At 72.4% G+C, this 19,413-nt stretch carries 23 protein-coding genes and 1 riboswitch; of the genes, 10 read left to right on the top strand and 13 right to left on the bottom strand.

Annotated features, from left to right (window positions below; translation table 11 throughout):
• Window positions 1–5: 5 nt before the first annotated feature.
• Complete coding sequence (locus ACLQ27_RS30730; protein WP_357498432.1) at window positions 6–302, bottom strand: MTH1187 family thiamine-binding protein; 297 nt, start codon at window positions 300–302, stop codon at window positions 6–8.
• A 290-nt stretch (window positions 303–592) separates the two neighbouring features.
• Here ACLQ27_RS30730 and ACLQ27_RS30725 point away from each other — a divergent pair, with 290 nt between their 5' ends.
• Window positions 593–961: a hypothetical protein gene (locus ACLQ27_RS30725; protein WP_425870031.1), complete on the top strand. Its 369-nt coding sequence runs from the start codon at window positions 593–595 to the stop codon at window positions 959–961.
• 111 nt (window positions 962–1,072) lie between these two features.
• Here the strand turns inward: ACLQ27_RS30725 and ACLQ27_RS30720 are convergent, their stop codons facing one another.
• The 3 genes from ACLQ27_RS30720 to ACLQ27_RS30710 form a co-directional block, all read right to left on the bottom strand.
• Window positions 1,073–1,873, bottom strand: coding sequence for an energy-coupling factor transporter transmembrane component T family protein (locus tag ACLQ27_RS30720; RefSeq protein WP_357498434.1), 801 nt, complete (start codon window positions 1,871–1,873; stop codon window positions 1,073–1,075).
• 70 nt (window positions 1,874–1,943) lie between these two features.
• The gene (locus ACLQ27_RS30715; RefSeq protein WP_357498436.1) at window positions 1,944–3,359 is read right to left on the bottom strand and encodes an ABC transporter ATP-binding protein; all 1,416 of its coding nucleotides are present in this window, start codon (window positions 3,357–3,359) and stop codon (window positions 1,944–1,946) included.
• 138 nt (window positions 3,360–3,497) lie between these two features.
• Complete coding sequence (locus ACLQ27_RS30710) at window positions 3,498–4,085, bottom strand: ECF transporter S component (RefSeq protein ID WP_234587245.1); 588 nt, start codon at window positions 4,083–4,085, stop codon at window positions 3,498–3,500.
• A 77-nt stretch (window positions 4,086–4,162) separates the two neighbouring features.
• Window positions 4,163–4,267: riboswitch (TPP riboswitch) on the bottom strand.
• Window positions 4,268–4,374: 107 nt separating this feature from the next.
• On the opposite strand from ACLQ27_RS30710, the gene ACLQ27_RS30705 reads away from it, so the two are divergent.
• The 5 genes from ACLQ27_RS30705 (at window position 4,375) to ACLQ27_RS30685 (ending at window position 9,741) form a co-directional block, all read left to right on the top strand.
• Entirely contained in the window at window positions 4,375–5,205 is an 831-nt protein-coding gene (locus ACLQ27_RS30705) for an alpha/beta fold hydrolase (RefSeq protein ID WP_357576060.1), read from the top strand.
• 53 nt (window positions 5,206–5,258) lie between these two features.
• Window positions 5,259–6,065: an aminoglycoside N(3)-acetyltransferase gene (locus tag ACLQ27_RS30700; protein ID WP_425870027.1), complete on the top strand. Its 807-nt coding sequence runs from the start codon at window positions 5,259–5,261 to the stop codon at window positions 6,063–6,065.
• Window positions 6,062–6,811 carry a sugar isomerase domain-containing protein gene (locus ACLQ27_RS30695; protein WP_425870025.1) on the top strand — a complete coding sequence of 250 codons (750 nt, stop codon included), beginning with the start codon at window positions 6,062–6,064 and terminating at the stop codon, window positions 6,809–6,811. Before ACLQ27_RS30700 ends, ACLQ27_RS30695 begins: the two co-directional genes overlap by 4 nt.
• A 263-nt stretch (window positions 6,812–7,074) precedes the next feature.
• Window positions 7,075–7,578 carry a DUF6328 family protein gene (locus tag ACLQ27_RS30690; RefSeq protein ID WP_357498444.1) on the top strand — a complete coding sequence of 168 codons (504 nt, stop codon included), beginning with the start codon at window positions 7,075–7,077 and terminating at the stop codon, window positions 7,576–7,578.
• Window positions 7,579–7,698: 120 nt separating this feature from the next.
• Window positions 7,699–9,741, top strand: a complete 2,043-nt coding sequence (locus ACLQ27_RS30685) for an acyl-CoA dehydrogenase family protein (protein WP_425870023.1) — start codon at window positions 7,699–7,701, stop codon at window positions 9,739–9,741.
• Window positions 9,742–9,967: 226 nt separating this feature from the next.
• Here ACLQ27_RS30685 and ACLQ27_RS30680 read toward each other — a convergent pair whose 3' ends face one another.
• From ACLQ27_RS30680 to ACLQ27_RS30640, 9 genes are all read right to left on the bottom strand, one after another.
• Entirely contained in the window at window positions 9,968–10,135 is a 168-nt protein-coding gene (locus ACLQ27_RS30680; RefSeq protein ID WP_234587259.1) for a hypothetical protein, read from the bottom strand.
• 267 nt (window positions 10,136–10,402) lie between these two features.
• Window positions 10,403–11,011: a hypothetical protein gene (locus tag ACLQ27_RS30675; protein WP_357498448.1), complete on the bottom strand. Its 609-nt coding sequence runs from the start codon at window positions 11,009–11,011 to the stop codon at window positions 10,403–10,405.
• Between the two features lie 97 nt (window positions 11,012–11,108).
• Window positions 11,109–11,558, bottom strand: coding sequence for a GNAT family N-acetyltransferase (locus tag ACLQ27_RS30670; RefSeq protein WP_357498450.1), 450 nt, complete (start codon window positions 11,556–11,558; stop codon window positions 11,109–11,111).
• A gap of 13 nt (window positions 11,559–11,571) precedes the next feature.
• Complete coding sequence (locus ACLQ27_RS30665; RefSeq protein ID WP_203150761.1) at window positions 11,572–11,970, bottom strand: Fur family transcriptional regulator; 399 nt, start codon at window positions 11,968–11,970, stop codon at window positions 11,572–11,574.
• Window positions 11,967–12,266: an ArsR/SmtB family transcription factor gene (locus ACLQ27_RS30660; RefSeq protein WP_007463903.1), complete on the bottom strand. Its 300-nt coding sequence runs from the start codon at window positions 12,264–12,266 to the stop codon at window positions 11,967–11,969. Before ACLQ27_RS30660 ends, ACLQ27_RS30665 begins: the two co-directional genes overlap by 4 nt.
• Window positions 12,267–12,308: 42 nt before the next feature.
• On the bottom strand, window positions 12,309–13,175 hold the full coding sequence (locus tag ACLQ27_RS30655) for a metal ABC transporter permease (RefSeq protein ID WP_425870019.1): 867 nt from the start codon (window positions 13,173–13,175) through the stop codon (window positions 12,309–12,311).
• A gap of 2 nt (window positions 13,176–13,177) precedes the next feature.
• Window positions 13,178–13,939 carry a metal ABC transporter ATP-binding protein gene (locus ACLQ27_RS30650; protein ID WP_425870018.1) on the bottom strand — a complete coding sequence of 254 codons (762 nt, stop codon included), beginning with the start codon at window positions 13,937–13,939 and terminating at the stop codon, window positions 13,178–13,180.
• A complete protein-coding gene (locus ACLQ27_RS30645; RefSeq protein ID WP_357498454.1) occupies window positions 13,936–14,886 on the bottom strand; it encodes a metal ABC transporter substrate-binding protein in 951 nt (316 codons plus the stop codon). Before ACLQ27_RS30645 ends, ACLQ27_RS30650 begins: the two co-directional genes overlap by 4 nt.
• 54 nt (window positions 14,887–14,940) lie before the next feature.
• Complete coding sequence (locus ACLQ27_RS30640; RefSeq protein WP_234587274.1) at window positions 14,941–15,198, bottom strand: hypothetical protein; 258 nt, start codon at window positions 15,196–15,198, stop codon at window positions 14,941–14,943.
• Window positions 15,199–15,227: 29 nt separating this feature from the next.
• Here ACLQ27_RS30640 and ACLQ27_RS30635 point away from each other — a divergent pair, with 29 nt between their 5' ends.
• From ACLQ27_RS30635 to dusB, 4 genes are all read left to right on the top strand, one after another.
• A complete protein-coding gene (locus tag ACLQ27_RS30635; protein WP_357498456.1) occupies window positions 15,228–15,569 on the top strand; it encodes an antibiotic biosynthesis monooxygenase family protein in 342 nt (113 codons plus the stop codon).
• Window positions 15,570–15,593: 24 nt separating this feature from the next.
• Entirely contained in the window at window positions 15,594–16,073 is a 480-nt protein-coding gene (locus tag ACLQ27_RS30630; RefSeq protein ID WP_234587280.1) for a hypothetical protein, read from the top strand.
• Window positions 16,074–16,187: 114 nt separating this feature from the next.
• Window positions 16,188–17,567, top strand: a complete 1,380-nt coding sequence (locus tag ACLQ27_RS30625) for a glycine--tRNA ligase (RefSeq protein ID WP_357498458.1) — start codon at window positions 16,188–16,190, stop codon at window positions 17,565–17,567.
• A 64-nt stretch (window positions 17,568–17,631) separates the two neighbouring features.
• Entirely contained in the window at window positions 17,632–18,804 is a 1,173-nt protein-coding gene (gene dusB, locus ACLQ27_RS30620; protein ID WP_425870014.1) for a tRNA dihydrouridine synthase DusB, read from the top strand.
• Window positions 18,805–19,413 lie beyond the last annotated feature (609 nt).

Below are 19,413 nucleotides of genomic sequence, written 5' to 3'. Positions count from 1 at the left end.
CCCGCTCACCCCTGGGACAGTCGATCCTCCACACGCGCCACCTTCGCGGTGAGCGCGTCGGTGACCCCGGGTCGGACGTCGGCCTTCAGGACGACACTCACCCGGGGCGCCTGCGCGGACACCACGTCGACCGCCCGCTTCACCACCGCCATCACCTCGTCCCACTCACCCTCCACGGTGGTGAACATGGCATCGGTCCGGTTGGGCAATCCGGACTCGCGGACCACCCGTACCGCCTCGGCAACCAGGTCACCCACGGAGTCGCCGGCGCCGAGCGGGGTGATCGAGAACGCGATCAGCATGCGCCGATCGTGCCAGGAAAATCGGGTGCGCGTCTTATCGGGCGGTGGTTAGGGTTCGGGCATGCGCAACTGACGCCCCACTTCCCGAGCCGGCCCGCCTCCCCGCGATCGCGGTCCGTGCGCTCCCGGGCGTCGCGCGTCCTCCTGCACCGTTCGGCGGTGTTGATTCGGCCCGATCCCCGGTGAGCAGTCCTTCCCGTTCGACCGTCGCGTTGCCACGGTCACCAGCCGATCCGACCGACCGCGGGAGCGCGGGACCGCCGGGACGGTCGGCACCGAAGGAGGCCCGGATGCCCGCCAGGCGCAATCCGAGAAAGACCCGTACCCCCGCCCCGACGCCGCTGGGCATCGACCCGGCGGCCGGCCACGGCACAGCCCCGGCGCCGCCGGTCGAGTCTGCCGGCTCGACCGGGGCGGACCTGCCGGCTCGTCCCGAGGCGCCGGCCCGGGCGGTCAAGTCCGCCCTGCCGGCACCGGCAGTGGAACCGGTGCTGCCGGCCTTGGCGGCCCCAGCCGTGCCTCCGGTTGCCGACTCGTCGGTGACCGGACGACCTGAGGCGCCCCAGGCCGGGCCACCCCAGGCCGGCCGAGCCCGCTCGTTCGACGGCAAGAGCCAGCGAGCCGGGCAGCCGCGCCGCTACGCCTACCGACGCAGCTGAGCTCGCCCCCGCCCCCGCCCCCGCGATCTTGCACTTTCTGTCGCTACATACCCACGCATTCGGGGTGAATCAACGACAGTAACTGCAAGATCGCGGGGACGGGGGTTGGCGTCAGCCGATCAGGGGACGGAAGGTGCCGAGGAGCACGCTCGTCGTCAGGGCCGCTCCGGCCAGCGCGGCCGCCCCGGCGATCAGCAGCGCGTCGGCGAGGCCGAAGCGCTGGCGTCGGGCGACGGTACGGGGTGTGTCGCCGTCGAAGCCGCGCGCGTCCATGGCGACGGCCAGCCGGGTGCCCCGACGGATCGCCCCGACCAGCAGCGCGAACGCCGTGGACGTGAACAGCCGCAGCTTCGCCACCGGATTGCGTCCGGCGTCGACGCCGCGTGCCCGCCGGGCCATGCTGATCATCTGCCATTCCTGACCGAGCAGCGGCACCAGCCGGAACGCGGCAAGCGACCCGACGGCGAACCGTGCCGGCGCCTTCGCGTTCTGGATCAGCGCGTCGGCCAGGTCGGTCGGGTCGGTGGTGGCGAAGACGATCACGCCGGGCAGGGCCACCGCGAAGATCCGCAGCACCAGGCCGAGAGCGGTGCGCAGCACGCCGGTGCTCACCAGCACCGGCCCGGCCTCCAGCAGCACCCGGCCGGACTGGTCGGCGGCGAAGAGCACCAGGGTGACCAGGATGCCGGTGGCGCTGAGCAGCAGGGGCAGGGCCCGCCGGGCCAGCACCCGGTAGCGGACGCCGAACAGCGGCAGGACGGCAAGTTCGACAGCGATGGCGATCGCCGGCGCCACCGGGTCGAGCGTCGCCAGCAGGACGAACGAGAAGACCAGCGCGGCGGCCACCTTCGCCACCGGGTTCCGCCGGGCCAGCGGGGCGCCGGGCGCGGCGACCGGCTCGATGCTGATCATCGGAGGTCACCTCGGGTGGACGCGGTCCCGCGCGACCCGGCAGCGCCGCCGACGTTGGTGCTCCGGGCGGTCACTGTCGCTCCAGGGTGACCGTGCGGTCGGCGAGCGCGGCGACGAAATCGAGGTCGTGGGTGACCGTGACCACGCCGTGGCCGGCGTCCCGCAGGTCGGCGAAGAGGTCGACCAGCTCCCGCCAGGTCCGCCGGTCCTGCCCGAAGGTCGGTTCGTCGCAGATCAGCAGGCGGGGTGCCGTGGCCAGGGCCGTCGCCACGCTCAGCCGCCGTGCCTCCCCACCCGAGAGGGTGTACGGGTTGGCCGCCGCGAGTCGGGTCAGCCGCAGTCGTTCCAGCAGTTCCGCCACGGTCTCCCGGACGGCGGCCTCGGGTTGACCCGTCCGGCGTGGCCCGAGCGCCAGCTCGTCGAAGACGGTGCTCGTGACGAACTGGTGCTCCGGGTCCTGGAAGACCGACCCGATCCGTCGGGCCAGCGCGGGCGCTCGCCAGCGGTGCGGGGGAGCGCGGTGGTCCGCGCCGGCCAACTCGGCCGAGGCGGTGACGCGGCCGACGCCCGGTTTGAGCAGACCGCCGAGCAGCAGCGCCAGGGTGGACTTGCCGGCGCCGTTGGGCCCGCGTACGGCGAGTGCCTCTCCGGCGCGTACCGCCAGGTCGGTGGGGCCCAGCCGGGGCGGCAGGCCGAGCCGGTCGGCGGTGAGCAGCAGGTCGCCGGGGGTGGCGGCGGCCGTGCGGGGCGCGATGGAGTGACCGGGCACCCAGACGCCCTCGGCGGCGAGGGCGGCGCCGTGCGCGGCGAAGACCGCGTCGGGCGTCCCGTCCGCGCGGACCCCGCCGCCGGGCTCCAGGACGACCACCCGGTTCACAAGTGGCAGTGCCTCGGCGACCCGGTGTTCGACCAGGATCACTGTGGTGTCGGCGTCCAACGCGCCCGTCACCGCGCCCCGGACCAGCGCGGCTCCGTCCGGATCGAGGTTGGCGGTCGGCTCGTCGAGCAGCAGCAGCCCGGGCCGCAGGGCCAACGCGCCGGCCAGAGCCAGGCGTTGCTGCTCGCCGCCGGAGAGCGCGGCAGTGCTGCGGTCCCGGGGATACGGGAAACCGACCCGCCGCAGCGCCTCGTCGACCCGGGGCCAGATCTCGTCCGTCGGTACGCCCCGGTTCTCCAGCCCGAACGCGACGTCGTCGCCGCTGCGCGCCATCACCAACTGGGTCTGCGGGTCCTGAAAGACGATGCCGACCCGTTCCCGCGCCTTGCGGGGGTCGAGCCCGTCGATCTCGACGGTGCCCTCCTGCTCACCGGAATCGTCGGGCAGCAGCCCGGCCAGCGCGCTGAGCAGTGTGCTCTTGCCGGCCCCCGAGGGCCCGAGCAGCAGCACCCGCTCCCCGGCCTCGACCCGCAGATCCACTCCGCGCACAGCCCAGGCCCGCCGCCCGGCATGCCGCCAGCCGAACCCCCGCAGCAGCACCCCGCCCACCCGACACCCCCTTCCAACCACTCCCGGCCGTCTTCCCCGGCTCTTCCCGGCCGTCTTCCCGCCGGTGATCAAGAGGTTTGCGGCAGAAATCCGGCTTCCATTGACGCGAACCTCTTGATCACGGGGACGGTTGCGCCCTCAGATGAGGGCGCGGTCCCGGCCTACCGGGAAGCGGTCCAGCGCACCGGTGTTGGCCAGGGCGCGGGTCAGCAACCAGCCGCCCACGCCGGCGATGATCGTGGCGCTGACGATGGTGAGCAGGGCGTACGGGATGCGGTAGTCGCCCAGCGCGTAGTCGACGTTCCAGACGAAGAAGTCGAACAGCGCCGCGCTGAGACCGGTCAACGCGCCGGCCAGTACGGCGGTCGGCAGCCGGAACGACCGGTACCGGAAAGCGGCGAACGCCAGCTCGGCCCCGATGCCCTGCACGATGCCCTGGGGGATCACCGTGCCGGCCCACTGGCTGCCCAGCAGCGCGGAGACGACCGCGGCCACCGTCTCGCAGTAGAGCGCGGCGCCGGGCTTGCGGATGACCAGGCCGCCGACCACGGCCGGCAGCAGCCAGACACCGTAGATCAGCGTCTGTGCCGGCGGGAAGAAGGCGAACGCGCCCTCGGTGGCGCTCCAGACCAGGCCCCAGGCCCAGAAGATGACGCCGAAGGCGACCGCGATCACCGAGGCGACCACGATGTCGATGGTGCGCCAACGGCTTGTGGTGTTGTCCATGCTGTGCTCCCAGTTCAGTGGAACGAACCAGGAGAAGACGCACGCCGCGCGTCCGGTGGCACCGGACCCACGGCGCGGCTGGAGGTCGACCGAACTCCCTGCGCTGGCATTACCCAGATCAGGTTCGAGGGTCTGCGGGCGTGCCCGCACTCTCAGCGCTGTGCGCTCCCCTGTCGGATGTGAAGTTGTCTCGCTGACGCTAGCACCGACCAGGGGTAACAGCCCAGCAGGGCATCCGACCGCCCGCGCAGCCGGGCCGGCGTCCCGCCGCCTGGGTAGGCTGACGATCATGCAGGTCGACGCGCGAGGTCTCACGTTCGAGGTACGCACCGGCGGCCCCTCCGACGGCGTCCCCGTCCTCCTGCTGCACGGCTTCCCGCAGCACAGCGGGGAGTGGGACGAGGTCGTGCCGGCACTGCACGCCGCCGGGCTGCGCACGTACGCGCTGGACCAGCGGGGCTACTCGCCGGGTGCCCGGCCGGAGGCGGTGTCCGCGTACCGGGTTCCCGAACTGGTCGCCGACGTGGTGGCGGTGCTCGACGCGCTCGGTGTGGACGCCGTCCACCTGGTCGGCCACGACTGGGGCGCGATCGTGGCCTGGGCGGTGGCCGCCGCGCACCCCGAGCGGGTCCGTACGTTGACCGCGGTGTCCGTGCCGCACCCGGCGGCCATGGCGCACGCCCTGAGCACCGACCGGGAACAGAAGGCCCGCTCGTCGTACATCGCGCTGTTCCGCAAGCCGGGCAAGGCCGAGAAGGTGCTGCTCGCGTGGCACGCGACGGCGCTGCGCAAGATGCTCGGCGGGGTGGGCGACGCCTCCCGGGTGGACCGCTACGCCGACCCGATGCGGGCGCCGGGCGCGCTCACCGCCGCCCTGAACTGGTACCGGGCCATGTCCCGCGCCGACCTGGCCGCTGTCGGTCCGGTCGCCGTACCCACCACGTACGTCTGGAGCGACCGGGACATCGCCATCGGACGACCCGCCGCCGAGGCGTGCGCCGCCAACGTCACCGGCGACTACCGCTTCGTACCGCTGCCCGGGGTGAGCCACTGGATTCCGGACGCCGCACCCGCCGCGTTGGCCGAGGCGGTCCTGGCCCGGATCGCCGGGACGGCCTGAGCCGTGCCGGGCCGACGGGCGCCGGGCGGGCCGGCGGCAGGGGGAGAAGCGCCGTGACGGCGCCCGCCGGCGGGCTGGGCACCCGTCGCTCGATCGCCGCGCAGCTGCGCCTTCTGGGTGTACGCCCCGGCTCGACAGTGCTGGTGCACGCCGGGATGCGCCCGCTGGGCTTCGTCTGCGGTGGGCCGCAGGCGCTGGTGCTCGCCCTGCGCGACGCGCTCGGCCCGGACGGCACGATCGTGGTGCCCACCCACAACCCCGACAACAGTGACCCGGCGCAGTGGCGCAACCCGCCGGTGCCGGTGGACTGGTGGCAGTTGATCCGCGCCGAGATGCCGGGCTTCGACCCGGCGGTCACGCCGAGCCGGCACATGGGCGTGTTCGCCGAGACGGTCCGCTGCTGGCCCGCGGCGATGCGCAGCACGCATCCCCACGTGTCGTTCGCCGCGCTCGGGCCGACGGCCGAGCAGGTGGTGGCGGGGCACGAACTGGCCGACATGCTCGGCGAGGGCTCGCCGCTGGCCCGGCTCTACGACCTGGACGCCGACGTGCTCCTGATCGGTGTGGACCACAGCGTCAACACGTCGCTGCACCTGGCCGAGTACCGCAGTCCCAAGCCGGTGCGCGAGCGACTGGGCGCGGCGGCACGCACGGCCGACGGTGGCCGCGAGTGGGTGTGGTGGCAGGACGTCCGGCTCGACGCGGGCGACTTCGGCGCGTTGGGCCGGGACCTGGAGGCCACCGGGGCGGTGCGTTCCGGCCCGGTGGGCGCCGGGACGGGGAGGTTGGTACGCCAGCGGGCAGCTGTCGACTTCGCCGTGCAGTGGATGGCCCGCAACCGGACGACGGAGGACGCATGAGTGTGAGCGCCGAGGACTACCTGGCCGTGGTGACCGAGACGATCGGCCGGGTGGCCGCCAGCCAACGGGACGCGGTGGGGCGGGCCGCCGATCTGATCGCCGAAGCGGTACGCGCCGACGGGGTGGTGCACGCCTTCGGCACCGGGCACTCGGAGGCCCTCGCCATGGAGATCGCCGGCCGGGCGGGTGGCCTGGTGCCCACCAACCGGATCGCGCTGCGTGACCTGGTGCTGCTCGGCGGCGAACCGGCCGATCGTCTCGGGCCGCTGCTGGAGCGGGACCCGGCGGTGGCGCACCGGCTCTGGGAGCTGGCCCCCGTACGCCCCGCCGACGTCTTCGTGCTCGCCTCGAACTCCGGGGTCAACGGCGCGATGGTCGAGTTCGCCACGCTGGTCAAGGAGCACGGCCACCCTCTGGTGGCGATCACCTCGGCGCAGCACTCCGGGCGGATGACGTCCCGCCACCCGTCCGGGCACAAGCTGGCCGACCTCGCCGACGTGGTGCTCAACAACGGCGCACCGTACGGCGACGCGACGCTGCCGCTGCCCGGCGGTGGCGCGGTCGGCGCGGTCTCCTCGATCACTGCGGCGCTGCTGGCGCAGCAGGTCACCGTGGAGGTCGTCGCCCGGTTGTTGGCAGCGGGGGAGCGGCCTCCGGTCTACCTGTCGGCGAACATCCCGGACGGCGACGCGCACAACACGGCGCTGGAGGCCCGGTACGCCGGCCGGATCCGCCGCGGCTCCTGACCCCCTCCCCGGCGGCGCGGGCGGCCGACGGCGCGACGGCACGCACCCGGGTATGCGGCCGGGCGCGGGGTTGGCGGCGTGGCGCGGGCGATGGCCCGACGCGGGTGGGGCGGCGACGGTGTGGCGACCGGGCGATGACCGGCGGGCGACCGGGAGATGGCCGGAACATGTCGTGAGTCTGTTTCGCGCTCGGCCGGGTGGGGCATTGGCGTTGCTGCCGGCGGCCGGGACCGCCGGCAGTACCGTCTGACCGGAGGTAGCGCGTGTCCAAGGAGACCGAGAAGCAGCGTTGGCAGCGCAACTTCGCCGACCTGTTGCAGGAGCTGCGGGTCGCCCAGACCGGTGTGCAGATCCTCTTCGCCTTCCTGCTCACCCTGCCGTTCAGCAACGGGTTCACCCGGACCAGCGAGTTCCAGCGGGACGTCTACATCGTCGCGCTGCTCGCCGCGGCCGCCGCCACCGCGTTGATCATCTCGCCGGTGGCGTTCCACCGGGCGCTGTTCCGTCAGGGGCGCAAGCCGGAGCTGGTCCGCTTCGCCCACCGGATGGCCACCGGCGGCCTCGCCTTCATGCTGATCGCGATGGTCAGCTCGGTGCTGCTGATCACCGACTTCGTGCTGGACCGGCCGGTCGCTTTCCTGCTCAGTGCGCTGACCGGGCTCTGGTTCCTCACCTTCTGGATGATCCTGCCGTTCGCCCGCCGCAGCTGGGGTGAGGACGACATCGAAGACGAGGACGACGACCCGGACACGCTCACCGGCCGCTGACCTCGCCGGAGCGGCCTACATCGATCCGTGCGCAGCGCTACCCCTGGGTAACAACCGGGGGTAGCGTGACGGTAGTCGCGCACGTTGACGCAGCCGCAACCGAGGTTCGAGGGGGCAGCCGTGACCACGACGCAGAACGGCCGAACGGCACCGGACGGCCCCGACTCCGAAGCCACGCCCGGCAGCACTGCGCCCGTTAGCGCCGCGCCCGGCAGCACTGTGGCCGGTAGTGCCGCGCCGTTGCCGGCGGAGGCGGGGCAGGTCTCCGAGAAGGAGGCCCGGCAGGTCGCCGAGGCCGCCCGGGAGTCCACCTGGGATCGGCCCAGCTTCGGCAAGGAGCTGTTCCTCGGCCGGTTCCGGCTCGACCTCATCGACCCGTGGCCGCGCTCCGACCCGGACGACGTGGCCCGCGCCGAGGAGTTCCTTGGTCGGTTCCGCGCCTTCCTCACCTCCGAAGTGGACGGCGCGGCCATCGAACGCGACGCCTCCATTCCGGACTCCGTCTTCCACGGGCTCGCCGACCTCGGCGCGTTCGGCATGAAAATCGACCGGAAGTACGGCGGCCTCGGTCTGAGCAACCTGCACTACTGCCGGGTGCTGATGCTGGCCGGCTCGGTCAGCCCGGCGATCGGCGCGCTGCTCTCGGCGCACCAGTCGATCGGGGTGCCGCAGCCGCTGAAGATGTTCGGCACCGCCGAGCAGAAGCAGCGCTTCCTGCCCCGGCTCGCCGCGGGCGAGGTCTCCGCTTTCCTGCTCACCGAGCCGGACGTGGGCTCCGACCCGGCCCGGCTCGCCACCACCGCCGAGCCGACCGAGGACGGCACCGGCTACCGACTCAACGGGGTCAAGCTCTGGGCCACCAACGGCATCGTCGCGACCCTGCTGGTGGTGATGGCCCGGGTGCCCGCCGCCGAGGGTCGGCGCGGCGGGATCACCGCGTTCGTGGTGGACGGCGACAGCGCGGGCATCACGGTGGAGCGGCGCAACGAGTTCGTCGGTCTGCGCGGTCTGGAGAACAGCCTGACCCGGTTCCACGACGTGTTCGTACCGGCGGAGAACGTCATCGGCGGTGAGGGCAAGGGCCTCAAGATCGCCCTAACCACGTTGAACACGGGCCGGCTCTCCCTGCCGGCCATGTGTGTGGGCGCCGGCAAGTGGTCGTTGAACGTCGCCCGGGGCTGGGCCGCCGACCGCGTCCAGTGGGGCCGGCCGGTGGGCGAGCACGAGGCGGTCGCCCAGAAGCTCTCCTTCATCGCCGCCACCACGTACGGCATGGAGACCATGCTCGACCTGTGCTGCCTGCTCGCCGACGACGACCGTAACGACATCCGGATCGAGGCGGCGCTGGTCAAGCTGTACGCCAGCGAGATGGCCTGGAAGATCGCCGACGAGCTGATCCAGATCCGGGGCGGGCGCGGCTACGAGACGGCCGACTCGTTGGCCGCCCGCGGCGAACGCCCGGCGAACGTCGAGCAGGTGCTCCGCGACCTGCGGATCAACCGAATCTTCGAGGGCTCGACCGAGATCATGCATCTGCTGATCGCCCGGGAGGCGGTCGACGCCCACCTCTCGGTGGCCGGCGACATCATCGACCCGGAGGCGGGGCTCGGCCGCAAGGCCCGCGCCGGCGCCCGTGCGGGCGCGTTCTACGCGAGGTGGCTGCCGACCCTCGCGGTCGGCAAGGGCCAGAGCCCGTCGTCGTACGCCGAGTTCGGCCCCCTGGCCGCGCACCTGCGCCAGGTGGAGCGGTCGTCGCGCAAGCTGGCCCGGTCGACGTTCTACGCGATGTCCCGCTGGCAGGGAAAGATGGAGCGCAAGCAGGCGTTCCTCGGGCGCGTGGTGGACATCGGCGCGGAGTTGTTCGCGATGTCCGCCGTCTGCGTCCGGGCGTCCGCCGAGCGGGACACGCGACCGGAGAACGTCGAGCTGGCCGACCTGTTCTGCCGGCAGGCCCGGGTTCGGGTGGACGCCCTGTTCACGGCACTCTGGGACAACACCGACTCCGTCGACACCGCAGCCGCCAAGCGGATCCTCGCCGGCCGCTACGCGGGCCTGGAGGAGGGGGTCATCACCCCGTCCGACGAGTTGCCCTGGGTGGCCCGCTGGTCGCCCGGCCCGTCCACCGCCGAGGACGTCCGCCGCCGCATCCCGCCGAAGCCGTAGCCCTTCCCGACCCGCCCGCTGCGTCGCCGTCGATCCTCGCCGCGCTGGTGGTGTCGATCGCACCGCAAGATCGCGCTCGATCCTGGAAGTAGTGGCATCCCTCCAACCGCGAGGCCACTACTTCATGCTTCGAGCACGATCTTGTGGCGTGGCGTGGCGTGGCGTGGCGTGCCGTGGCGTGGCGTGGTGTGGCTCGGCACGGCGTCGCTTGGCACAGCGTGGGGTTTCAGCGGGCGACCGCCCAGGCCAGCACCCCGGCCAGGATCAGACCGTTGAGCCCGGCCAAGGCGAGGTACGCCGCGGGTGGGATCTTCCTGCCCCGGCGGACGAGGGAGACCAGGACGGCGGCGTAGCCGAGCAGCAGTACGGCGATGACGATCAGGAAGTAGAACACCCGAAGACCTTAACGGCCCGATCGCCGCAGGTCCCGAGTCGGCGCGGCGCCACCGCACGGCACACCCCACGCGGAACGTCGTCCCGAGGGGCGCGACCGATCTCGTCGATCTTGCACTTTCGGTCGCTGACTTGTCCTGTTCTGCCCCTTATGCCGCGACAGAATCTGCAAGATCGCGGGTGCGGGGTGCGGGGTGCGGGGTGCGGGGTGCGGGGTGCGGGGTGCGGGGTGCGGGGTGCGGGGTGCGGGGTGCGGGGTGTGGGTGGGTTAGCGGCCTTTGTTGCGCAGGCCGAGTTGGCGTAGCTCCAGCGCGGCCAGGGCCTCGACGGTCTCGTCGTCGCCGCGTCGCCACGCCTCGGCGACGTCGGGCGCGATCCGGGTCAGCCGGCCCAGCGGCTGGGTGGCCAGCGCGCGTAGCGCGAGCAGGTCCCGCCCGGCCGGCCCGGCAGCCAGCTTCGCGGCCGATCCGGCCCGGCGCATCCACCGCAGCCGCAGCGGCAGCCAACCGAAGAGCACCAGCCCGAGCGGGAAGATCAGCACCGCGACGGTGAGGGCGAGGGCGAGCTGGTCGACCAGGTGCTGCTGCTCCCGGCCGGCGTCGGCGAGCCCGCGGGCGGCGTCGGCGGCCCGCTGGAAGGGCGCGGTCAGCTCGTCACCGACCAGCGGCACCCGCCGGACCTTGCCGCCGGCGTCGGCGAGGTTGTCGGCGAGGCCACCGCCGGCGCCCTCCAGCTTCTGTCCGGGTACGGCGAGCTTCTGCACCAGGTCGTGCAGCCAGAGCGCGGCGCGGATCGCGACGTACACCCAGGCGACGACGAGCAGGTCGGTGATCAACTGTCGGACGGCGGTCGGAAACCGATCGGCGTAGATCTTCACGCCGGACAGCGTGCCACGAACGCGCCGCGACCGGCACCCGCCGGATCAGCTGCCCGAGGATCGCACGGGAACGGTGCGATCACCTGTCACGCCGCGATCAGGCGAGCCGGAGGTCCACGAACGGCACGGTGTCACCGGGCAGGACGTACCGCTCGATCTCGACGAAGCCGTGCTGTCGGGCGAACCGCAGGCCGTCGTCGTTGGAGGCCAGGACGACAGTGTCGATGACCTCTGCGCCCAGATCGCGTGCCCTCGCCAGCCCTCGCTGGTAGACCTGCTCCCCGTAGCCGCGCCGGCGATGTCCAGGCAGAACCCGTGCGATCACGGTCGCCGCCGCCGCGTCGGATTCCGGGGGTCGTACCGTCGAGCACCCCACCGGCGAGCCCTCGACGTACGCGACCTCGAGGATGTTCCGCTGGGCGCGGACGACGATCTCGTCGACCGACAGCGCGGCCGTGGGGATGATCAGATTGTGGATGTACTGCCAGTCGAGCAGGGCTGCTTCGTTACCTACCGATTGCACCGGCCTGAACTGAAGGTCTGACACGGCCCCAGGCTAGTCACCGGACGCAGGCCGGGCAGGTGCCGAAGATTTCCAGGGTGTGGCTGACGTCGGCGTAGCCGTGCTGCGCGGCGACCCGGTCGGCCCAGCTCTCCACGGCAGGGCCGGCCACCTCGACCGTACGCCCGCAGGCCCGGCAGACCAGGTGGTGGTGGTGCCCTTCGCTGCACCGGCGGTAGAGGTGCTCGCCGCCCGGCGGGCGCATCACGTCGATCTCGCCCGCGTCGGCCAACCCTTGCAGGGTGCGGTAGACAGTCGTGAGGCCGACCCGTTCGCCGCGTTGCCGGAGCATCGCGTGCAGGTCCTGGGCGCTGTGGAAGCCCTCCATCTCGCCCAGCAGCGCGCTCACCGCCGAGCGCTGCCGGGTGTTGCGCACCGCGGCGCCGCTCTCGCTCATGATCCCTCCCCGGCGTGGCTGACCGCGTCCGCCACGATGTGCGCGACGTGCTCGTCGACGAGGCTGTACGCGATCTCCCGGCCCCGGCGGGAGCCCCGCACCACGCCCGCGCCGCGCAGCACCCGCAGGTGCTGGGACACCAGCGGCTGTGCCGCGCCCAGCTTCTCCACCAGCTCGTGTACGCACCGCTCGCCGCCGGCCAGCTCGCTGACGATGGCCAGCCGGATGGGCGCCGACAGGGCCCGGAGCAACTCGCTGGCTCCGTCGAAACCCTCGTAGCCTGTTGCGCTGGTCATCTTGCAACGGTAACCAATACCACCGACATCCGCCGATCAGGTTCAGTGCAGGACTACCTCGTGTGGTTCCGGCGCCGGTACGGGGGTCGGTGCGGTGCGGCGGCGCACCGCCCGCCAGAGGGCGCCAGCCACGGCCACCACCAGGAACGAGGCGATCGCCAGCAGCACCACCGAGGCGCCGGGCGGGGTGTCGGCGGTGGCCGCCACCCAGACGCCGGAGCCGGCGGCGAAGAACCCGAGCGCCATCGCGGCGGTCATCGTGCTGCGAAAGCCCCGGGTGACCTGCTGGGCGGTGGCCACCGGAACCACCATCAGCGCGCTGATCAGCAGCACCCCGACGGCCCGCATCGCGATGGTCACCGTGACCGCGGTGGTGACGGCGATCAGCAGGTTGAGGGTGCGTACCGGCAGGCCGGACACGCGGGCGTACTCCTCGTCGTGGCTGATCGCGAAGAGCGCCGGCCGCAGCACGATCATGGTGATCAGGATCGCCGCGCCGAGCACTCCGACGGTGACCAGGTCGGCCATCGAGGTGGAGAGCAGCGACCCGAAGAGGTAGGCGTTGAGGTTGGCGCTTGTCGCGTCCGAGAGGCCGACCAGCAGTACGCCGCCGGCGATGCCGCCGTAGAAGAGCAGCGCCAGGGCCAGGTCACCGGACGTCCTCCCGCGAGCGCGGACCACCTCGATGGCGATCGCGCCCACCGTGGCGACGATCACCGCCACCAGCACCGGCGAGCGGTTGAGGAGCAGGCCGGCGCCGACGCCTGTCAACGCCACGTGGCCGATGCCGTCGCCGATCAGCGTCAGTCGGCGCTGCACCAGGTAGATGCCGAGCGCCGGCGCGGCCAGGCCGATCACCAGCGCGCCGATCAGGGCGCGCTGCATGTAGGGGTACTGGAAGAGTTCCATGGTCAGTTGCTCCACAGCCCGGCGGGCTCGTCGGGACCGTGCGGGTGCACGTGGTCGTGGTCGGGCTCCGCGTGGTGGCCGGCCGGGTCCGGAACCGGACCGTCGTGACAGATGCCGCCCTGGTGGACGACTACCGCCCGGCTGATCACCGGTCGCAGCGGGCCCAACTCGTGTGCCACCAGCAGCACCGTCCCGCCGTCGGCGACGAAGTCGCGCAGCGCGCCCGCGAACGCCTCCTGGCTGGCCGCGTCCACCCCGGCGGTGGGTTCGTCGAGGATCAGCAGCTCCGGCCGGCCGGACAGCGCACGGGCGATCAGGGTGCGCTGCTGCTGACCGCCGGAGAGGGTGGACACCGGGTCGGCAGCCCGGTCGGCGAGCCCCACCGCGCGCAGGGCCGCGTCGACGGCGGCCCGGTCGGCCGCGCCGGGTGGGCGCAGGATCCCCCGGCGGGCGAGTCGGCCGGACGCCACCACCTCGCGGACGGTGGCGGGCACGCCTCCGCCGGCGCCGAGGCGCTGCGGGACGTACCCGATGCGTTGCCACTGGCGGAACTGGCGCAACGGCCGGTCGAAGAGGGTGATCGAGCCGGCGCTGAGCGGCACCAGGCCGAGGATCGCGCGGATCAGCGTGGACTTGCCGGAGCCGTTGGCGCCGAGCACGGCGACCACCTCCCCGGCGGTCACGGTGAGCGAGACGTCCCGGAGCACCGGGCGGCCGTCGTAGCCGACCGCGCCGTGCTCGACGGTGATGACGGGAGTGCTCACGAGCAGCTCAACGCCGTCCGCAGGGTCTGCAGGTTGGTACGCATGACCGAAAGGTAGTCCGAGCCGCTGCCTGCGGCGAGTCCTTCGATCGGGTCGAGCACCGCGGTCTTCGCGCCGACCTGGCCGGCGATGGTCTCGGCGACCTTCGGGCTGACCAGCGCCTCGAAGAAGATCGTGCTGGCCTGGTGCGCCTTCGCGTCCTCGATGACCCGGGCGAGCCGCTGCGGCGAGGGCTCGACGTCCGGGCTCAGCCCGGTGATGCCTACCTGTTCGAGTCGGTAGCGGTCGGCCAGGTAGCCGAACGCGGTGTGGCTGGTCACGATCTCCCGCCGCTGGCAGGTCGCGAGGCCCTGGGTGAACTCGCCGTCGAGGGCCGTCAGATCGGCGCGCAGAGCCGTGGCCCGTGCGGTGTAGTCGGCCGCGTGGTCGGGGTCGACCTCGCCGAGCCGCTGGGCGAGCTGGTCGCCGATGGCGGCAAGCCGGGTCGGGTCGAGCCAGACGTGCGGGTCCTTGGCGTGCGCGTGCTGCTCCTCGCCCTGCTCCTCCTCGCCCTCGTGGTTGTGGCCGCCGGCGCTCGCGTCCAACAGCGGCTGCACGCCTGCCACGTCGAACACCGGGGCGTCGTCGTCCTGCGCGACAGTCTCGTCCACCGCGGGCTGGAAGCCCTTCAGGTAGACGATCAGCTCGGCCTCGGTGACCTGACCGACCTGGCGGGGGCTCAGCTCCAGGTCGTGCGGCTCGGCGCCCGGCTTGGCCAGGTTGGTCACGTGGACGGCGTCACCGCCGATGCGCTCGGCGAGGAACTGGAGTGGGTAGAACGCGGCCACCACGTCGACCCGTTGGGGATCGGCGCCGGCCGCGCCGCCGGTGGAGCAGCCGGCGACGGCGCCCAGGGCGAGCAGGGCGGTCGCGGCGGCCAGGACGCGGGACGTGGTGCGGTTGGTCATGTCCCCAACTGTCCGTGGTAACGACAATGATTGTCAAAAACGCATGCTTGCATGTCAGAGCAGCTTCGCCAGGCCCACCGTGATCAGGAGAGTCAGCATCAGCAGCCGGATCAGCCGCGTCTGTGGCGCCTGAACCGACCAGGTGGTCGCCAACAGGGCGATCAGGGCGGCGGCGAGGGCCAGCGTCAGCAGAGCGCCGACCACCCCCGGCGTGAAGAACGCCACCAGCACCACCACCAGGGTGAGCAGGAACACCGACGTCGGGTTCGCCCCGGCCAACCGGGCCAGCAGAGGGCGCTGCGTACGCTGCATCCCACAGACTCTACGAGGAGGAACCCCCGGTGCTGGTGACCAACCGGTTCGTGGTCGACGTCGATGTCGCCGACGGCTTCACCGAACGGGCGCACGCCGCCCTCACCGCGCTGGCCGCCTGCCCCGGCTACCTGCGCGGCCAACTGGTCCGGGCCCTGGACGACCCCCGGTACTGGACGCTGCTCACCGAGTGGGAGTCGGTAGGCACCTACCGGCGGGCGCTCGGCGCCTTCGAAGTCAAGGTCAGCGCGGTGCCGTTGCTCGCCCAGTCGGTCGACGAGCCGTCCGCGTACGAGGCGCTGGCCACTGCCGCGCCCGGGGGAGCAGTGGTGGTAGCCGAGAGTGATCGGGCCGCTGGTCCTTACCGCTGAGCCGCCGGGCACTACCCTGCTCCTATGACCGCACCCGCCCCGCCGCCCGGTCCCGGTGTGGCTCCGCCGTTCGCCGCGCCGCCCACCGAGGGCCGCCGGACCCGGCTCTGGATCGGCCTCGGCGTCGGCGCCCTCGCCGTGCTGCTCTGCTGCGGCGGCGGAGGCACGGCAGTCGTCGGCCTGGCCGTGAGCGGCGTGCAGGCGGTACGCGAGCAGGGCCGCACGGTGACCGGCGACTACTACCAGGCGCTCGTCGAGCGAAACTACGGCCGGGCGTACGACCAGCTCTGCGACGACGCGCAGCGGCGCGAGTCCCGCCCCGAGTTCGAGCGGCGGGCAGCCGCCGAGCCGCAGGTCACCGCGTTCCGGGTGGGTGAGGTGGACACCACCAACCTGACGGTCCCGGTCGACGTGACCCTCGACGGCGGCGACCGGGAGCGGCAGCAGGTCAGCCTGGGCCAGGACGGTCAGACCGGCGGCATGGAGGTCTGCGGGGTGAGCTGACCCGCCACCGGTATTCTGCTGGGCTCGGGACGCCGGTGGTCGTACCGTTGGCCCGAACCGACCGATCCATCCACATCTCGCCCCCGCCGACCGCCAGCCGGCGTAGGAGGAAACATGCCAGCCGACCGTATCGACGCCGTCGTCAGCCTCGCCAAGCGCCGAGGCTTCGTCTTCCCCTCCAGCGAGATCTACGGAGGCACCCGATCGGCGTGGGACTACGGTCCGCTCGGCGTGGAGCTGAAGGAGAACGTCCGCCGGCAGTGGTGGAAGACCATGGTCCAGCAGCGCGACGACGTCGTCGGCCTCGACTCCGCCGTGATCCTGGCCCGCAAGGTGTGGGAGGCGTCCGGCCACATCGCCGAGTTCGTCGACCCGCTCACCGAGTGCCAGTTCTGCCACAAGCGGTTCCGGGCCGACCACATCGAGGAGGCGTACGAGGCCAAGCACGGCCACGCGCCCACCTCGCTCGCCGAGGTCAACTGCCCCAACTGCGGCAACAAGGGCACCTTCACCGAGCCGAAGATGTTCAACGGCCTGATGAAGACGTACCTGGGCCCGGTGGAGAGCGACGAGGGGCTGCACTACCTGCGCCCGGAGACCGCGCAGGGCATCTTCGTCAACTACAAGAACGTCGAGACGGTCGCCCGCAAGAAGCCGCCGTTCGGCATCGCGCAGACCGGCAAGTCGTTCCGCAACGAGATCACCCCGGGCAACTTCATCTTCCGGACCCGCGAGTTCGAGCAGATGGAGATGGAGTTCTTCGTCGAGCCGGGCACCGACGAAGAGTGGCACGAGTACTGGCTCCAGGAGCGCTGGAACTGGTACCTCGACCTCGGGCTCTCGGCGGACAACCTGCGCCTGTACGAGCACCCTGCCGAGAAGCTCTCGCACTACTCGAAGCGCACTGTCGACATCGAGTACCGCTTCCAGTTCGGCGGCACCGAGTTCGCCGAGCTGGAGGGTGTCGCCAACCGCACCGACTTCGACCTCTCCACGCACAGCAAGCACTCCGGCGTCGACCTGTCGTACTTCGACCAGACCAAGGGCGAGCGCTGGATGCCGTACGTCATCGAGCCGGCCGCCGGTCTGACCCGGGCGGTGCTCGCCTTCCTGCTGGAGGCGTACGACGAGGACGAGGCGCCGAACACCAAGGGCGGCGTGGACAAGCGCACCGTGATGCGGTTCGACCCGCGGCTCGCCCCGGTGAAGGTGGCAGTGCTGCCGCTGTCGCGTAACGAGGCGCTGTCGCCCAAGGCCAAGGACCTCGCCGCGCTGCTGCGCAAGCGCTGGGTGGTCGAGTTCGACGACTCGCAGGCGATCGGCCGCCGCTACCGCCGGCAGGACGAGATCGGCACCCCGTTCTGCGTGACAGTCGACTTCGACACGCTTGACGACAACGCCGTGACGGTGCGGAACCGGGACACCATGGGCCAGGAGCGCGTCTCGCTGGACCAGGTCGAGCGCTACCTGATCGAGCGCCTCCCCGGCTGCTGAGACGGTGGGCACGGGGCCCCGGCCGACGCGGAAAGCGCCGGTCGGGGCCCCGTACACTTGTGCGGTGACCGCCTCGACCGTTCCCGTGCTGCGCCCGTTGGCCCTCGGGCCGTACCAGGTGTCGCCACCGGTGGTGCTCGCGCCGATGGCAGGCATCACGAACGTCGGGTTCCGCCGGCTCTGCCGCGAGCAGGGCGGCGGCATCTACGTCTGCGAGATGATCACGACCCGTGCTCTTGTCGAGCGCAACCCGAAGACGCTCCGCATGATCGCGTTCGGCGACGACGAGCAGCCGCGCAGCCTCCAGCTCTACGGCACCGACCCGGAGGTCACCGCCGCCGCCGTGCGGATCGTCGTCGAGCGCAACCTGGCCGACCACATCGACCTCAACTTCGGCTGCCCGGTCCCCAAGGTCACCCGGCGGGGCGGCGGCGCCGCGCTCCCGTGGCGACGCCGGCTCTTCGCCCGCCTGGTGCGGGCCGCGGTGGACGCCGCCGCACCCTCCGGGGTGCCGGTCACCGTGAAGATGCGCAAGGGCATCGACGACGACCACCTGACGTACGTCGAAGCGGGGCTCGCCGCCCAGGACGCCGGCGTCGCCGCGGTGGCCCTGCACGGGCGTACGGCCGCGCAGCGCTACTCGGGCACCGCCGACTGGGACGCGATCGCCACCCTGAAGCAGGCCCTCGACGTGCCGGTCCTCGGCAACGGCGACATCTGGGAGGCCGACGACGCGCTCCGGATGGTCGCGCACACCGGGGTCGACGGCGTGGTGATCGGTCGGGGCTGCCTCGGCCGGCCGTGGCTCTTCGCCGACCTGGAAGCCGCCTTCACCGGCCGGCCCGAACGGCGTCTGCCCACCCTCGGCGAGGTGGCGGTGACCATGCGCCGGCACGCCGAACTGCTCGTCGACCAATTCGTGGCCGGCGCCCGCAACCCCGCGCGGGGTGAGCGCGACGGCTGCACCGACTTCCGCAAGCACGTCGCCTGGTACCTGAAGGGCTTCCCCGTGGGCGGCGAGCTGCGCCGTTCGCTGGCGATGATCGAGAGCCTGGCCCAACTCGACGACCTGCTCGGCAAGCTCGACCCGACCGAGCCGTTCCCGGTGGCCGCCCTGGGTCAGCCGCGCGGGCGTACCAACTCGCCGGGCAAGGTCGCCCTGCCGGACGGCTGGCTGGCCAGCCGCGACGACGACACCGTCCCCGAGGGCGCCGAGATGGACGACTCCGGCGGCTGACCCGCACGGGCTGGGCCGCGCGGGCTGCGCCGCGCGGGCTGGGCGGCACGGGCTGCGCCGTGGCCGTGAGTGGCCTACCGGCTGGGCCGCATGGGCTGGGCCGCATGGGCTGGGCCGCACGGGCTGGGCCGTGGCCGCGAGTGGCCTACCGGTTGGGCCGCACGGGCTGCGTCGCACGGGCTGGGCCGTGGCCGCGGGTGGCCTACCGAAGCCCCGGTCGGGCCATGCGCCACGAGCCACCGGTCGTGCGTGCCGACGCCGGCGCTGATCTGGCTCCGGTGGCCAAGGGGGACTTCCCTACCCGCGGCCGCCTCGGGTCGGCTCGGTCGTCCAACCGTAACGCCGCAGATCTTGGACAGTTTCCGTTAGCGCTAACGGAAACTGTCCAAGATCTGCTCATGCCCTGGGTAAGTGGGCTGAGGAACCGGGCCGTTCGGCGCGGGGCGGAGGCGCGCTTCGCGCCCGAATGACCCCCGGGCACACCGAAAGGGCCGGACCCCACGATCGGGGTCCGGCCCTTGTCGGTTGGTGCGTTGGTGTGTGGGTCAGCTGGTGGCGTAGCCGCGGGTGGCGATCCAGTCGGCGAGGTGGTCGACGGTGACCTGGTAG

Source organism: Micromonospora sp. DT63, assembly GCF_049841615.1.
Lineage (GTDB): Bacteria > Actinomycetota > Actinomycetes > Mycobacteriales > Micromonosporaceae > Micromonospora.
Note: the sequence above shows the minus strand (reverse complement) of the source record. Positions and strands in the feature narration are given on the sequence as shown.